The organism is Limisphaera sp. 4302-co, assembly GCF_049537155.1.
Lineage (GTDB): Bacteria > Verrucomicrobiota > Verrucomicrobiia > Limisphaerales > Limisphaeraceae > Limisphaera.
Genome location: NZ_JBMVQZ010000011.1, coordinates 62,799 through 76,893, shown reverse-complemented (window position 1 = coordinate 76,893; position 14,095 = coordinate 62,799). Strand labels below are relative to the sequence as shown.

Annotated in this window: 15 protein-coding genes; 11 read left to right on the top strand and 4 right to left on the bottom strand. The window is 66.8% G+C overall.

Annotated features, from left to right (window positions below; translation table 11 throughout):
- Positions 1-110 precede the first annotated feature (110 nt).
- Complete coding sequence (locus tag ACPDIX_RS11705) at positions 111-833, bottom strand: energy transducer TonB (RefSeq protein WP_423431979.1); 723 nt, start codon at positions 831-833, stop codon at positions 111-113.
- Between the two features lie 399 nt (positions 834-1,232).
- Between ACPDIX_RS11705 and ACPDIX_RS11700 the strand changes: the two genes are divergently transcribed.
- From ACPDIX_RS11700 to ACPDIX_RS11650, 11 genes are all read left to right on the top strand, one after another.
- Positions 1,233-1,721 (top strand): hypothetical protein, encoded by a 489-nt coding sequence (locus tag ACPDIX_RS11700; protein WP_423431978.1) that lies wholly within the window; start codon positions 1,233-1,235, stop codon positions 1,719-1,721.
- Positions 1,722-1,927: 206 nt separating this feature from the next.
- Positions 1,928-2,764 (top strand): DUF3106 domain-containing protein, encoded by an 837-nt coding sequence (locus ACPDIX_RS11695; RefSeq protein WP_423431977.1) that lies wholly within the window; start codon positions 1,928-1,930, stop codon positions 2,762-2,764.
- A gap of 125 nt (positions 2,765-2,889) precedes the next feature.
- Entirely contained in the window at positions 2,890-3,453 is a 564-nt protein-coding gene (locus ACPDIX_RS11690; protein WP_423432034.1) for an RNA polymerase sigma factor, read from the top strand.
- Positions 3,454-3,501: 48 nt separating this feature from the next.
- On the top strand, positions 3,502-3,822 hold the full coding sequence (locus ACPDIX_RS11685; RefSeq protein WP_423431976.1) for a hypothetical protein: 321 nt from the start codon (positions 3,502-3,504) through the stop codon (positions 3,820-3,822).
- 96 nt (positions 3,823-3,918) lie between these two features.
- On the top strand, positions 3,919-4,443 hold the full coding sequence (locus ACPDIX_RS11680) for a hypothetical protein (RefSeq protein ID WP_423431975.1): 525 nt from the start codon (positions 3,919-3,921) through the stop codon (positions 4,441-4,443).
- Positions 4,444-4,525: 82 nt separating this feature from the next.
- Positions 4,526-5,755, top strand: coding sequence for a tryptophan synthase subunit beta (trpB, locus tag ACPDIX_RS11675; RefSeq protein ID WP_423431974.1), 1,230 nt, complete (start codon positions 4,526-4,528; stop codon positions 5,753-5,755).
- A gap of 81 nt (positions 5,756-5,836) precedes the next feature.
- On the top strand, positions 5,837-6,133 hold the full coding sequence (locus tag ACPDIX_RS11670) for a HypC/HybG/HupF family hydrogenase formation chaperone (protein WP_423431973.1): 297 nt from the start codon (positions 5,837-5,839) through the stop codon (positions 6,131-6,133).
- Positions 6,117-7,220, top strand: a complete 1,104-nt coding sequence (gene hypD, locus ACPDIX_RS11665) for a hydrogenase formation protein HypD (protein ID WP_423431972.1) — start codon at positions 6,117-6,119, stop codon at positions 7,218-7,220. The genes ACPDIX_RS11670 and hypD overlap by 17 nt, the downstream gene beginning before the upstream one ends.
- 78 nt (positions 7,221-7,298) lie before the next feature.
- A complete protein-coding gene (gene hypE / locus ACPDIX_RS11660) occupies positions 7,299-8,351 on the top strand; it encodes a hydrogenase expression/formation protein HypE (RefSeq protein WP_423431971.1) in 1,053 nt (350 codons plus the stop codon).
- 571 nt (positions 8,352-8,922) lie between these two features.
- A complete protein-coding gene (locus tag ACPDIX_RS11655; protein WP_423431970.1) occupies positions 8,923-9,177 on the top strand; it encodes a hypothetical protein in 255 nt (84 codons plus the stop codon).
- Positions 9,177-9,680: a hypothetical protein gene (locus ACPDIX_RS11650; protein WP_423431969.1), complete on the top strand. Its 504-nt coding sequence runs from the start codon at positions 9,177-9,179 to the stop codon at positions 9,678-9,680. The genes ACPDIX_RS11655 and ACPDIX_RS11650 overlap by 1 nt, the downstream gene beginning before the upstream one ends.
- A 163-nt stretch (positions 9,681-9,843) precedes the next feature.
- Here ACPDIX_RS11650 and ACPDIX_RS11645 read toward each other — a convergent pair whose 3' ends face one another.
- The 3 genes from ACPDIX_RS11645 to lpxD all read right to left on the bottom strand — a co-directional run bounded on the left by ACPDIX_RS11645 (position 9,844) and on the right by lpxD (position 14,090).
- On the bottom strand, positions 9,844-10,734 hold the full coding sequence (locus ACPDIX_RS11645) for a glycerophosphodiester phosphodiesterase (protein WP_423431968.1): 891 nt from the start codon (positions 10,732-10,734) through the stop codon (positions 9,844-9,846).
- Between the two features lie 84 nt (positions 10,735-10,818).
- A complete protein-coding gene (locus ACPDIX_RS11640) occupies positions 10,819-12,954 on the bottom strand; it encodes an ATP-dependent DNA helicase (protein ID WP_423431967.1) in 2,136 nt (711 codons plus the stop codon).
- A 47-nt stretch (positions 12,955-13,001) separates the two neighbouring features.
- Entirely contained in the window at positions 13,002-14,090 is a 1,089-nt protein-coding gene (gene lpxD / locus ACPDIX_RS11635) for a UDP-3-O-(3-hydroxymyristoyl)glucosamine N-acyltransferase (protein WP_423431966.1), read from the bottom strand.
- Positions 14,091-14,095: the final 5 nt, after the last annotated feature.

Sequence of the window (14,095 nt, the reverse complement as noted above, 5' to 3'; positions counted from 1 at the left end):
CCCGTTTTCTTTCTCGTCTCAAGGGGCGGCTCCGGGAAGCGCCCCTCCATCGGTTCCGCCTCGCAACCGCCGCCACTCCCGTCCCCATCGGGATCGGAGAACTCCGCCGGTCACTTCGGCAACTGATAGACGAAAGGCACGTAATAGGCCCGGGGCGGACCCGGCGGCCAGCGCCAGTGATCCCGCACCCACTCCAATGCATGCCGATCCAATGTGCCGTACCCGGAACTCTCATGGACGGTTACCGAGGTCGGCTTACCGTCGGTCCCCACCTGCACCAGCAGGGTCACCGTACCTTGTTGCCGCTCCAGCAGGGCCTGCCGCGGATAACTCCGCGGCCAGGGGAAGCTCCCGCCCTCCCGACCGGTCGGAACGAACCGCGTCGGCGTGGGCGGGGGCGGCCGCAACACCCGCGGCGGCGGTGCCGCAAACCGCGCCGGCGCCAGGATCACCGGTCCCTGGACCGGCACGGCAAACGCCACGTTGGCCGGATCAGCCGCCACAACCGTGGCCACGACCGGCGTGTCCAACGTGGGCTCCGGCAGATCCTCAGGGGGCTCTTCCATCGGCTCTTCCTCCGTGCTCGGCGGCGGTTGATCCGGCGGCGTGAACACCACCGGCACAATCTCCACCGGCTCCGGAATCGGACGCACATGCGGCTCGGGCATCTTCAGCCCCACCAACCCCACCAACAAGAAAGCCGCGCAAATCGAATTCACGTAGGCAAGCCGGCGCAACGGATCCCGGCTGGCCGCTGGTAAACACAGCTTGGCCAGATCCGAGTTCAGTTGATACGACGTCACCGTGGCTGCCGGACTCACCGATTCTCCCATGGGCTCTACTGGCACCATGCTGTTTCAGGGTCACCTGCGGGCCCCTGGCCGGACCGTTGCCGGCTGGAGGAACCCCCGCCGCCCTTCTTCCGGACGTACCCGGATGGGCATACGTTGCTTTGGCCCGTGAGCCGCACGTCTGCCAAGGCGCATCGGGTACAACCCGGTCAAGCTGTGACAGTGTATCCGTTCTGCACACCGCCGCAAGCCCCGGAGCAGAGCCATGCCCGTGCCGCCCGAACCCCGCCCGACTCCGCCCAAACCACACGGTCCGCAGGCCCCCTGCACCCCTTGACACTTCCCAGCCGTCTTTCGGACCGCGCAAAGGGTTGCGGGAGCCTCCGCCGAAAGGCGGCGGCAACTTTGGCCACCCGCCGGTGTTTTGTCCCATGAACGACCATGAAAAGGGACGATCTGGACCGGTTGAGGGCGGAATTGTGGCGCCGGCCGTTGAACACGGAAGAGGCGGCCCAACTGGATGCCTGGCTCCGCCAACACCCGGAAGCCCGTGAAGATTGGGCCTTGGAACAGGCCCTGACCCGCGCCCTGAAGAGCTTGCCGGAGCGGGAGCCGCCGCCGAGCCTCCACGCGCGCATCTGGACGGAGCTGGATCGCGACACTGGCGCCGCCGGACCGGTCCGCTGGAGGGAAATCCTGGGCGCCCTTCGCACGGCCTGGGTCCGCTGGGCAATCGCCGGCGGAGTGGCCCTCCTGCTCGGCATTTTCTCATGGCAGCCCCTCACGCAGCCCAACCCGCCGGCACCGGAGGTGGTCCGGGTCTGGAACGATTGGGCGGCGCCGCCCGAGGTCTGGGCCGACTTCGATGTGGTGGCACGCTTGCCAGCCGGGCCGGGGCCCGACCTGGAACTCCTGACGTTGCTCCAGTGATGTGCCCCGGGCTCTCCCACCGCAACTCGTTTCGCCCTCCCACAGGCCAGCGCCGGTGGCGATGGCGCGTCTGGCTGGTGTTGGCCGCCCTTCAACTCTGGTTCGTTCTCCTCGCACCCGCCCAGACCGCCGCCCCCATCCCCCCGGCTGCTCCCCCCCTGCCTCCACCCGGTTCCCCGGTGGATTTTTTCAGGGAAGTGTTGGCCATGCAGCCCGCTGACCGCGAACGGGCTTTGAGCAATCGGCCCCCCGCAGTAAGGGCGAGGATCCTGGCCAAGGTCCGGGAGTACGAAGCCCTCTCGCCCGAGGAACGGGAACTGCGCCTGCGCGCCACCGAACTGCGCTGGTACCTGACCCCCTTGATGGGACAGCCCCCTGACCGGCGCCCGCCTCTGGAGCAAACCGTCCCCGCTCACCTCCGCCAGGCCGTGGCCGACCGGTTGGCGCTCTGGGATCGGCTACCTGAATCGGTCCGCACCCAGTTCCTCCGGGATGAACTGGCCCTGAACTATTTCAGTCGCGTCCCACCCCTGCCCCACTCTCCCGACCCCCGCGCACTCCGGGTCGTGGCCGTCCGAACCAGTTCACCGGCCGGCCCCGGGGTGGACACCCCGCCGCCCCTGCCGCAAACCGAGATGCGCGACGTCGTCCGACAGCTCCGTCGCTTCTTCGAATGGACGCCCGAAGAAAGGCAGAAGGCCCTCTCGACCCTCTCCGATACGGAGCGCCGCCAGATTGAGCAAAGCCTCCGCCGCTTCGAACAGTTGACTCGCGAACAACGGCGCCAGGTCCTTGCCTCCTTCGAACGACTGGCCCGCATGTCGCCCGAGGAACGGCGTGCCTTCCTGCGCAACGCCGAGCGTTGGACCGCCATGACGCCTTCGGAACGTGAGCGTTGGCGCCGGCTTGTGCAACAGGTGCCCGAACTGCCTCCGTTGCCCCCCGGTTTTTACGACCCCGTGCCCCCGCCCCTGCCCCCCGGCGCACCCGCCTCATCAAAAGGCCAGACTTCAAATCCACCCGTCCATCCTCCCGTACCATGACCTCCGGGCCGGCCCAGGAACGGGCGGCAGCCTCCCGCCACGCACCGCAGCACCCGGTCGAAGAACCGGACGTTCGGAGCGGCTCCCCCGCACCGGCTGCCACGGAACCTTCCGACGCCGCCTTGGTGGCCGGGGCGCGCGCGGGGGACCTCGGCGCATTCGAAACCCTGATGAGAAGGCACAGCCCGCGCGTATTCGCCACCGTTCGCCGCTACACCCGGCGGGAAAGCGATGTCGAGGATCTGGCCCAGGAGATCTGGATCAAAGCTCACCAAAAACTCGATGGATACCGCGGCGAGGCACCCTTCGAGCACTGGCTCATGCGGCTGGCCGTCCGCACCTGTTACGACGCCCTCCGCGCCGCCCGACGCAACCGCGAAGCCAGTTTCACCGACCTCACCGAGGCTGAGCACCAGTGGCTCATGGACCGGCTCCCCTCGCGGGAACCTCGCGACCCACACGACGCCGAGGCCGCCCGCGACCTGGTCCAGAGGCTCCTGGAACAACTCAGCCCCGCCGACCGGCTGGTCCTCACGCTGCTGGAGCTGGAGGACCGGTCCGTCAAGGAAGTTGCCGCCCTCACCGGCTGGTCGGTCCCCACAGTCAAGGTCCGCGCCTTCCGGGCACGGTCCCGGATGCGGCGGCTCTTGAAACGCTGGCTGGACAAGCATCCCATTGAAGCCCTGTAACCGCCAGCTCCCGAACTCCGTCTGAAAGCGTGGGAAGCTTTGTCGGTCATGAAACGATCTGAACTGGAACGAATCCGACGCGCCCTGATGAGCACGGCGCGCGCCAGTGCACCGTGCCAGGATGTGCCCGAGGGTTTCGAGCAACGGGTGCTGGCGCGGCTGCGCCGGCCGGCCCCTGCCCCCGACCCCTTGGCGACCTGGCTGCACGGGTTCGTACGCGCCGCCTGGGCATCGGTCGCCCTGGCGCTGGCCGCCAGTGCCTGGCTGTGGGTCGGCACCCCCACGGCAAACGGCTCGGCCACGGACCCTGCAGACCTGGAGTCGGCATTGTTGGCCGGCATGGAAGATACGGACGCTCTGACCTGGTGACCCGGAACCCGGGAGATCACACCCCTGGATCCAAGTCTTCTGGAGGGCAGCCACATGAGTCCAACGCCACAGGAAAATCCGAACCCAACCGGACCGATGCCCCAACCGGCCTGGTGGAAGATCGCCCTGGCCACCGCAATCATCTTCGCAGCCGGCGTGGTCACCGGCGGGATGGTGATCAGCAAATGGACACGGGAGCACAACAGGAATCTTCGTTTGCGCGCCCAAGTGCGCCCACCGGCGGACGCACCGCCCCCGCAGTTCCTGCCCCCTCCGGCCGAATGGACGCGTCGGCCCGCACCGGAACTTCAACTCCGGCTGGAACAGCGGCGCACCGAATTCCTCCTGCGTGCCGCGCGCGAACTGGACCTCCACCCCGAACAACGGGCCCGAATCGAGCAGATCATCCGCGAAAGCCAGGAACGGATCCGCCAGCTTTGGGAATCGGTCCAACCGGAGATTCGCCGGGAACTGACCGAAACGCGCGAACGGATCCGGCAGGAACTGACACCCGAACAACGCCGCGCCTTCGAACGCCTGCTCCGGCGGGAACCCGCCGGACGCACAGAACGACCACCGCTTGACCCCGACCGGCGAGATGCGCCCCGCCCCGCCCGTTGAAGCGGATCCATCCCACCGCGCCGGCCGATACCTCAGCCCCGGCCGACTCGACGATTCGCCCCTGCCGGGCTAACCTCCGGTCATGGATCGTCACACCCTGGCATCCGTGCCGGATGCACGCGGCCATTTCGGGCCCTATGGAGGCCGGTTCGTACCCGAGACCCTCATGCACCCGCTGGAGGAGCTCGAGCAGGAGTACCGCCGTGCCTGGGCCGACCCGCAGTTCCGTGCCGAGTTCGAGTATTACCTCAGAGAGTACTGCGGTCGCCCCACCCCGCTCTATTTCGCCGAGCGTCTCACGCGCCAGCTGGGCGGGGCCCGGATCTACCTGAAAAGGGAGGACCTCCTCCATACGGGTGCCCACAAGATCAACAACTGCATCGGGCAGGCCCTCCTGGCCCGGCGCATGGGCAAGCGCCGCGTCATCGCCGAGACCGGCGCCGGCCAGCATGGCGTGGCCACCGCCACCGTGGCCGCCCTGTTCGGCATGGAATGCGTCATCTACATGGGCGCGGTGGATTGCGCCCGCCAGGCCCTCAACGTCTACCGCATGAAACTCCTCGGCGCCGAGGTCGTGCCCGTCACCGCCGGCCAGCAAACCCTCAAAGAAGCCATCAACGAGGCCATGCGCGACTGGGTCACCAATGTCCGCACCACCCACTACATCCTGGGTACCGTGTACGGCGCGCATCCGTACCCCGAAATGGTCCGGAACTTTCAGCGCATCATCGGCGAGGAGGCCCGGCGCCAGATCCTCGAAAAAGAGGGGCGACTGCCCCATCTGTTGATCGCCTGTGTGGGCGGCGGCTCCAACGCCATGGGACTTTTCCACGCCTTCCTGGAAGATCCCCAAGTCCGGATGGTCGGAGTGGAGGCCGGCGGCGAGGGGATCCAGCCCGGCAAACACGCCGCCCGATTCCAAGGCGGTTCACTGGGCGTGCTGCAGGGCACCCGCTCCTACCTGCTCCAGGACGAATGGGGCCAGATCCAGCTCACCCACAGCGTCAGTGCCGGATTGGACTACGCAGCGGTGGGACCCGAACACGCCTGGCTGCGCGATCAGCGCCGGGTGGAATACACCTATGCCACGGACACGGAAGCCCTGGACGCCTTCGAACGACTCGCCAAAACCGAGGGCATCCTGCCCGCCTTGGAAAGCGCCCACGCCGTCGCCGAAGCCGTCAAACGCGCACCCCGGATGCAGCCCGACCAGATCCTCATCGTCAACCTCTCGGGCCGGGGCGACAAAGACGTCGCCCAGGTGGCGGCACGCAAGGACCTGAAGCTGCCCTCGGGCGTACGACTCGACTAGACCGCCGCGCACAAGGAGCGGGCCCGGGCGGAGTCCCCACGTTTGCCAAGCCCCCGCTCATGGCCTTACATTGCAGGCACCATGTGTTTGGCGGTACCGGGAAAGCTGTTGAGCATCAGCGGGGAAGACCCGCTGGAACGCACGGGCCGGGTGAGCTTCGGCGGGGTGGTCAAAGAAGTCAGCCTCGCCTGTGTGCCCGAGGCCAAGCCCGGTGATTACGTCCTCGTGCATGTGGGCATGGCCCTCAGCGTCGTGGACGAGCAGGAAGCCCGTCAGGTCTTCGAATACCTCCGCCAGATGGAGGAACTGGAAGAACTCGCGTCGCCGGGACCCAGCCCTCCCCGGGACTCTTTTGGCCCCGATGAAGTACGTGGATGAGTACCGCGATGCGGCCGGCGTGCAACGCCTGGTCGAAGCCATCCGGAAATGCCAGACCCGCCCGTGGGTCATCATGGAGGTGTGCGGCGGCCAGACCCACGCCATCGTCCGATTCGGCCTGGATGAGCTGCTGCCCCCGGGACTCACGCTGGTGCACGGCCCCGGCTGCCCGGTCTGCGTCACACCCGTGGAACTGATCGACAAGGCCGTGGCCCTGGCCCGCCGGTCGGAGGTCATCTTTTGTTCCTTCGGCGACATGCTGCGCGTGCCGGGCAGCCGCGAAGATCTTCTGTCCGTCAAGGCCGCCGGCGGCGACGTGCGCATGGTTTACAGTCCTCTGGATGCCGTGGCCCTGGCCCGCCGGCACCCGGACCGGCACGTCGTATTCTTCGCCGTCGGCTTCGAAACCACCGCCCCGGCCAACGCGCTGGCCGTCCTCCAGGCGCGGCGGCTCGGGTTGAAGAACTTTTCCCTGTTGGTCTCCCACGTGCGCGTGCCTCCGGCCATCGTGGCCCTGCTCAGCTCCCCCGACAACCGCATCCAGGGCTTCCTCACCGCGGGTCATGTCTGCACCGTCATGGGCTACACCGAGTACGAGCCACTGGCCGAACAATTCCGTGTGCCCATGGTCGTCACCGGATTTGAACCGCTCGACATCTTGCAGGGCATCTACCGCTGTGTGCGCCAGCTCGAGCGCGGCGAGGCACGGGTGGAAAACGCCTACGCACGGGCCGTCCGCCGCGAAGGCAACCTGCCCGCCCAGCGCCTGATGCAGGAGGTCTTCGAGATCGTGGACCGACAATGGCGCGGCCTCGGCCGCATCCCGGCCAGTGGACTGGGCCTGCGCGACACGTACGCGGACTACGACGCCGAGCGCAGGTTCGAGCTGGCCGTCTCCTCCCAACCCGACTCCGGCGAGTGCATCAGCGGCCTGGTGCTGCAGGGCCGGAAAAAACCGATCGAATGCCCCGCATTCGGCACGCGTTGCACCCCCGAACATCCGCTGGGCGCCACCATGGTCTCCAGCGAGGGTGCCTGTGCCGCCTACTACCGTTACCGGCGGGTCCCGGCCGTGCCCGCAACTTGAACGCCTCCGGCTCCGCTCCCCGCACCTTCGAAAGCGGGCTTGCCCTGGCATCACCTCCAACCGCATACCGATCCGGCCATGAACGAAACTCCTTTGGGAACGAGCTGTCCCCTGCCGATCAGCCGTTACGAAAACATCCTCCTGGCCCACGGCGGAGGCGGCCGCCTGATGCACCGCCTCCTGGAGGAAGTTTTTCTCCCGGCCTTCCACAATCCCGCCCTGGCCACACGTCACGACGGCGCCTCACTGAGCCTCGGTCCGGAACGCATCGCCTTCACCACCGACGCCTACGTCGTGCGGCCCCTCTTCTTCCCCGGCGGCGACATCGGCACCCTGGCCGTGAACGGCACCCTCAATGACCTCGCCATGTGCGGGGCCCGGCCCATGGCCATCTCGGCGGCGTTCATCCTCGAAGAAGGCCTGCCCGTTGACACCCTCCGCCGCGTGGTCGAATCCATGCAACAGGCCGCCGCCGCCGCCGCCGTGCCGATCGTGACCGGCGACACCAAGGTCGTGGACCGCGGCCGCGCCGACGGCTTGTACATCGCCACCACCGGCCTGGGCCGCATCCCGGCCGGCCTGGATGTCGGGCCGGGCCGAATCCAACCCGGCGACGCCCTCCTCATCAACGGCGACGTCGGCCGGCACGGCATGGCCATCATGGCCGTCCGTGAAGGCCTGGCCTTCGAAACCACCATCACCAGCGATTGCGCGCCGCTGGTGGAGCCGGTCTTCCGCCTCATCGAAAGTGGCGTGGAGATTCACTGCCTCCGCGACCTCACCCGCGGCGGCCTGGCCAGTGCGCTCGTCGAACTGGCCGAGGCCACAGGTCTGGATTTCAAGGTGGACGAGGCCGCCATCCCCGTGAGCGAAGAAGTCCAGGGCGCCTGCGAAATCCTCGGCCTGGACCCGCTGCATGTCGCCAACGAAGGCCGGTTCCTCGCAGTCGTGGCCGCGAAGGACGCCCAACGCGCCTGCGCCATTCTCCGGGAGGTCCAGCCGGACCTGCCGGCGGCCCACATCGGCCAGGTCCAGGGACGCGGTCAGGGCCGGGTCACCCTGCGCAGCCGGATCGGTGCCCCGCGCATCCTCGACATGTTCAGCGGCGAACAACTGCCGCGTATCTGCTGAACACGGCCCGCCTCCGATTCGCCCCGGCCGGACACCGCCCGGGCTCCGCCCTGACGAAACCCTCATCCACCGCCAACCTCCGGCAGCCGAGGTGTGCCGCACCACGCATCCCGGCCCGGCACTCACCCTGGGCCCCAAGCCGCAAAGGAAAACCGTGTCCTTCCCCCGGGCCCCCTGCTACACTGCGTCACGGGCTCGATCACGTCGTTGACCATCGAGCGTTTCAAATCAGTTCGTCCTCTCGAGTTGAGTTGCCGGCGGATCAACCTCTTCATCGGAGAACCCAACACGGGAAAGTCCAACATCCTGGAAGCCCTCGGTCTGTTGTCGTGGACAGGTTGGCCGGAGACACCCTTGAGCCAGTTCGTCCGCTCTCCCCCCTCACGCAGTACCTTTTCTCCGACGGACTCACGGACGAACCGACTCAGATTGCGTGGAAAGAACCCTCCCCGGGCACCCTGACCATCAGGTTCGAAAACAGCCGGTTCATCGTTGACATCAATAAACAACAGATTTGCACCCTGGATTTTCGGGCTAACCCACGTTTTGGACCGGGCACACAGCGCCTGTCGTGGATCCGCTTCTACCGTTACGCTCCGCTGAAGAAGTTCGACCGGGCAGAGCCCGGCATCCCTTCCCTGCCACGCACAATCCCTATTTCCCGGCGGCCGTGCTCGAAAAGGCCCCCCGGCAGGACGTCGCCGTGTTCGCCACCCGCTACGAGGACCATGAAACCATGGTCACCCTCCTGACCGACGAGCAAATCCAGCGGCTCAGGGAAGCCGACCCGTTTCTCGGGCTCTCCAACATCCTGGAAGGCGACTGATGCTCCATCTTGAGTGTTACGCTGACGAACGGTTGGCGCGGTCGTTGGGCGTACCCAGACGCCTCATCCGACACGAACATTGCACGGGCAACATCATCAGCCAACTTCGTCGGCTCGAGGCCGGACCGGGTCTGCTGGATGAAAACCCGCAAGCGGCCCAGCCGCGAGAGTTGAAGCACTACAGAAGCGTGAAGGAAACCGCCTCGCTCCGTCTTCTCCAGCACGAAGAGGTGCCGGGCCAGCGGCTGATCATCCTGTGCCCCCGCTTGGAAGAGTGGCTGTACCGGTGCGCATCCGCCTGCGGCGTGGATCCTCAAGACTACGGGCTCCCCGAAGACCCCGAATCCCTGAAGGCCAGACCGCGATACGACCGCGACAGCAGGTTCGGACATTTCCTCGAAACCCTCTGCCGGGAAAACCCTGAAGTACAGACCCTTGCCAACCGGATCCGGCACGCGCTCGCACTCGACCGAGATCAGCCCGATGTCCGGCCGGGGGCTTGAACCCCTCACCGTTTCCATTTTCCGGACCCTGGGCGACTGAGAAGGATGCCGTTCCCTGTGTGGACACGCGGCATGGCAGCCGCGCCCCACAAGGCGGACCCCTTTGTTCCTAACAGCCCGGGCAAGTATTGCGCCCCAGCACCCCGACCCCGCGCGACACCGCCTACCGCTGCAGAGCCATGAAACGCCAAAGCCGGGCAGGCTGATCGGTGATGAGACCGTTCACACCCGCCTTCAACATTGCCGCAAACTCCGGCGGCTCGTTCACCGTATACGCCCAGAACTTGAATCCCTTCTGCTGAACCGCGCGAATCCCTCCGGCGTCCACGTGACGATGATCCCAGACCAGAAGCCGCGCGCCGGTCTGCCGGGCATGGACCAGCCAGGGTTCGCTGCCTCGCTTCGGTTCATCCGTCGCCGGCCTTTCGCCGTTGGGAAGTCTGGAGGGGGGTCCCAGTGCGCCCAGGATCACTTCCGGCACCTGCTCGTGAAATTCTCGAAGGAAACGCCAGTCGAAAGACTGCACGACCACCCTGCGGCTTGCATCCAGCTCCTGCAGCAGGCGGGCCAGGTCGGCCGGGTTACCCGCTTTTCGTTCGATCACGGGCACCGCACCTCCGGCCAGGATGACCCGGAGGGCCTCCTGCAGGGTGGGCAGCCGCGTGCCCGCAAATCGCGGATGAAACCAGAAGCCGGCATCGAGCGACTGCAGTTCTTCCCACGCGACGTCCCGGACCTTCACCTTTCGCCGGCTCCACCGCGACACCGCGTCGGTCGTACGGTCGAGGGTCGCGTCGTGAATCACCACCCAGGTTCCGTCGGCTGTCTGGTGCACGTCCAGCTCCACGAGGTCGGCCTCCGCCGCCAGCGCCAGTTCGAACGCCGGAAGCGTGTTTTCCGGTGCCACCGCCGAGAACCCCCGGTGGGCAATGACCAGTGGCCGCGCCGTCTCGCACAGCGCGGCCGCGGCACCGAACGGCTCTCCCGCCAGGGCACTCATCAGACCCGAGCAAACCCCTGTTGCCCACAACCGCAGCAGAAAACCCATGTCCATGTCCCGATCGTAAACCGCGTGACCGACCGGCCAAAGTCACAACCCGGTCACACTACGAAGCGTGCCATCCCGGGCCGTCCACCCTCACACGATCTCGATGGGGCACGGAGGCAGGGCGTCCAAAAAGGCCCGGCCATAACGCCTGGTCAGAATGCGGTTGTCGAGCACCACCACGATGCCGGTGTCGTTCTTGGTGCGGATCAGCCGGCCCACGCCCTGCCGGAACTTCAGGATCGCCTCCGGCAGTGAAAACTCCCGGAACGCGTTGCCGCCGCGTGCCTCGATGGCCTCGATCCGCGCCTCGATCAGCGGGTGATCCGGCACCGCAAAGGGCAGGCGCGTGATAATCACATTGCTGAGGGCCTCGCCCGGCACGTCCACACCCTGCCAGAAGCTGTCCGTGCCAAACAACACCGAGTCCACGTCTTCCTTGAACCGTTCCAAAAGGGTGGAGCGCGGGGTGCCCGTGCCCTGCACCAGGCAGGCGATCCCCAGTGCGGCCAGCTTGGGTTCCAACCGCGCAGCCAATTCGTGCATCAGCCGCGTGTTGGTGAAAAGGACAAAGGCCTTGCCGTGGGTCTGGCGGATGAAATGCTCGATCCAGTGCTCCAGCGCATCGCGATATCCGGGCTCGCGTGGATCGGGCATCTTGGCCACCACGTACAGCTTCATCTGCCGGGCGTAATCGAAGGGTGTGCCCACCTGGAGTTGGACTGCTGATTCTCCGCCCACGCGGCGGGCAAAGTATTCCAAGCCGGCCCCTCCGGCCGCGGCCGTGCGACCGGTTCGTCCCCTCGATTCGGACGCCGCCTCCCCCGGGTCCCATCGCGTCGTGGCCAGGGTGGCACTGGTCATGATGATGCTCGTGCCGCTCTGGAACAGACGGGCCCGCAGGTAATCGGCCACCTCCACCGGCGCGGCGTTCAACGTCAGGTTCTGCTGCGCCTTGCCGGCGCGTTCCACCCAGTAAACGTGGTTCTCGGCGCTCTGACTCAGAAAGACCGCCACCGCCTCGCGCAGCTCGCCCAGCCGGCGATTGCACTCGGCCAGCTCCTCACCGATCTCGCGATCTTCGCTGGCCTTGATGAGATCGCCCACCGATTCGCGCAGCCGCTGCAGCGGCACGGTGAGCCGGTCCGGCACCAGGTCGGGTCGCCGGATGCGCAGCTCCGTCCAGGTCGCGCCCCCGGCCGGTTCGCCCTCCTCCCCGGTGTGGCGCCGGCCCGATCCGGAGGATCGAGCCAGTGCCTCGCAGGCGGCCTCCAGTTCCCGGAAAAACGCGTCGGCCGCCTGCAGCGCCTCGGCCACCAACGCCACCGACGCACCCTTGCGCAAGGTGGCCAGCAGTCCCTTTTGCGTCCGCGGATTCCAAAGTCGCTGGAGCGTGTAGCGCACCTGGGCATGGGAGAGGCTCAGACCGATGTGCCGCGCGGCCACGTTTTCCACCGTGTGGGCTTCGTCGAAGATCACGAAATCGTTCTTGAACAGGACGCCGCCGTCGGGCGGTTCCTCGTCCCACCCGCCCACCAACGTGAACAACAGGGTGTGATTCAAGACCAGCACATCCGATGAGAGAATCCGCTGCCGCGCGCGCTGGTAGAAACATGCCCCGTGCAGTTTGGCGAACTCGGACTGGGCCCCGCACAACCGCGGCGCGCACAGGCCGCGTTCCGAACAGACCAGGTCCCACACCTTCGGATCCGGTTGCGGCTCCAAGTCCGACAGACTGCCGTCCTCGGTGCGCTGCGCCCAGTCGCGAATCCGCTCCAGCTCCGCCTGCTCGGGCGAGGTGAACAGCGCGTGGGCCTGCTCCCACGCCTTGTGCAACCGCCGGGTGCAAAGGTAGTTGGCCCGGCCCTTGAGCATGCAGTAGCTGAACCTGACCGGCAGGATCCTCTCCAACAAGGGCAGGTCCTTTTGGATGAGCTGCTCCTGCAGATTGATGGTGTGGGTGGAAATGATGGCCCGTTTGCGGTGCCGCACCGCAAACAAAATGGCCGGGATCAGGTAGGCCAGGCTCTTGCCCACACCGGTGCCGGCCTCCACCAGGAGACTCTCCCCCCGCACCAACGCCTGCGCCACCGCCACGGCCATGGCCTGTTGTTGCGGCCGGTACTCGAAATTCCGCGCCCGGGCCAGCAAACCATGCGGAGAGAAAATCGCCTCGACCTGCGCCACCAGGTCGTTCGCCTCGGCCAGCGGATCGAGTACGGCAATCATGCAAGCGTTCCGACGAAAGACCGCAGCAAACCCTCCGCCGGCACACTTCAGGACCCGCCCCCCGGCGGGACAGCCGGATTCTCCGAACCCGCCGGCCCATCCTGTCGCTGCCCCCCCAGCGCCGCCTGCAGGCTGGCCACCTGCTTTTCCAGCTCGGCCACCCGGCGGAGCAGATCGGGCAGTTGTTGCAGAGCCACGATCTGTCGCTTGGCCTGCCGATCCGGTTGCGCAGGGATGCCCATCCACTTCTGGCCCTCCGGGATGTCGTGCATGACGCCGGACTTGGCCGCCACACTCACCCGGTTTCCGATCTTCAGGTGCCCCGCCAAACCAACCTGGCCGGCCAGAACCACGTGGTTTCCCAACCGTGTACTCCCCGCAATGCCGGTCTGGGCCACAATGAGGCACCGTTCGCCCACCGTCACGTTGTGAGCAATCTGCACCAGATTGTCGATCTTTGTGCCGCGCCCGATCACGGTCGGCCCCAGCGCCCCACGGTCAACCGTGACATTCGCGCCGATCTCCACATCTTCGCCAATGATGACCCAACCCACTTGCGGCACCTTCACATGCACGGGACCATCCTGTACATACCCGAAACCGTCGCTGCCAATGACCGTGCCGGAGTGGATCCGGACCCGCGCGCCCAGTTGCGTCCGCGGATACAGCACCACCTGCGGAAACAACCAGACGTCCTCACCCAACACACAATCCTCGCCCACGTACACCTGCGCCCACAACACCGAGCGCGGCCCCACCACCGCCCGCGCGCCCACCACGCACCACGGCCCCACGTGGGCCGTCGGGTCCACCCGCGCACCCTCGCCCACGACCGCCGTCGGATGGATCCCCGGCTCGGGGCGTGTTTCGGGGAAAAACAGCGGGAGCACCCTGGCAAACGCGATCCGCGCGTTGGGTACACGAATGAGCGTCTTGGAGGACTGTGCCGGCCGATCCACGATGATCGCCGAGGCACGACCCTGTTCGGCCCGCGCCAGGAACACCTCGTTCTCCGCAAATGTCAGGTCACCGGGCTCGGCCCGATCCGCCGGCGCAAACCGGTGGAGCACGACCGACCCGTCTCCGATCACTTCACCACCCAGATGCCGGGCAATTTCTGCTGCTGTAAAAGGCATAGACT

Excerpts from the sequence above, each read along its gene's own strand:
- ACPDIX_RS11705 (WP_423431979.1), bottom strand. The coding sequence starts at position 833 with ATGGGAGAATCGGTGAGTCCGGCAGCCACGGTGACGTCGTATCAACTG.
- ACPDIX_RS11700 (WP_423431978.1), top strand. The coding sequence starts at position 1,233 with ATGAAAAGGGACGATCTGGACCGGTTGAGGGCGGAATTGTGGCGCCGG.
- ACPDIX_RS11695 (WP_423431977.1), top strand. The coding sequence starts at position 1,928 with ATGCAGCCCGCTGACCGCGAACGGGCTTTGAGCAATCGGCCCCCCGCA.
- ACPDIX_RS11685 (WP_423431976.1), top strand. The coding sequence starts at position 3,502 with ATGAAACGATCTGAACTGGAACGAATCCGACGCGCCCTGATGAGCACG.
- ACPDIX_RS11680 (WP_423431975.1), top strand. The coding sequence starts at position 3,919 with ATGCCCCAACCGGCCTGGTGGAAGATCGCCCTGGCCACCGCAATCATC.
- trpB (WP_423431974.1), top strand. The coding sequence starts at position 4,526 with ATGGATCGTCACACCCTGGCATCCGTGCCGGATGCACGCGGCCATTTC.
- ACPDIX_RS11670 (WP_423431973.1), top strand. The coding sequence starts at position 5,837 with ATGTGTTTGGCGGTACCGGGAAAGCTGTTGAGCATCAGCGGGGAAGAC.
- hypD (WP_423431972.1), top strand. The coding sequence starts at position 6,117 with ATGAAGTACGTGGATGAGTACCGCGATGCGGCCGGCGTGCAACGCCTG.
- hypE (WP_423431971.1), top strand. The coding sequence starts at position 7,299 with ATGAACGAAACTCCTTTGGGAACGAGCTGTCCCCTGCCGATCAGCCGT.
- ACPDIX_RS11650 (WP_423431969.1), top strand. The coding sequence starts at position 9,177 with ATGCTCCATCTTGAGTGTTACGCTGACGAACGGTTGGCGCGGTCGTTG.
- ACPDIX_RS11645 (WP_423431968.1), bottom strand. The coding sequence starts at position 10,734 with ATGGACATGGGTTTTCTGCTGCGGTTGTGGGCAACAGGGGTTTGCTCG.
- ACPDIX_RS11640 (WP_423431967.1), bottom strand. The coding sequence starts at position 12,954 with ATGATTGCCGTACTCGATCCGCTGGCCGAGGCGAACGACCTGGTGGCG.
- lpxD (WP_423431966.1), bottom strand. The coding sequence starts at position 14,090 with ATGCCTTTTACAGCAGCAGAAATTGCCCGGCATCTGGGTGGTGAAGTG.